Below are 343 nucleotides of genomic sequence, written 5' to 3'. Positions count from 1 at the left end.
CGCCGAACAGGCTCTGGGTTTCGGACTTCACCTATGTCGCCACCTGGCAGGGCTTCGTCTATGTCGCCTTCGTCATCGACGCATTTGCCCGCCGCATTGTCGGCTGGCGTGTCAGCCGGACAGCGCACGCGACCTTCGTTTTCGATGCCCTGGAGCAAGCGCTTCACGATCGGCGTCCCGTTCATGGCGGCGGCCTCGTGCACCACTCGGACAGAGGCGTCCAAGGCGGATTCAACCGGTCGTCGCAACACGCCGTTGATGGAGGTGTAAATGACAAAAACAGGCAGACGAAAGTCCGAACGTTCGACCCGGGACAAATTAAACTCTCCCGGCAGGCCGCCAG

At 61.2% G+C, this 343-nt stretch carries 1 pseudogene; it reads left to right on the top strand.

Annotation, left to right across the window (positions count from 1 at the left end):
- Positions 1-269, top strand: a pseudogene (locus ACXAIC_RS24850) (DDE-type integrase/transposase/recombinase); the annotation flags it as partial.
- Between the last annotated feature and the right edge of the window lie 74 nt (positions 270-343).

It is taken from the genome of Roseibium sp. AWQ4_254, from assembly GCF_056161025.1.
This window is presented reverse-complemented; position numbering and strand designations above follow the sequence as displayed.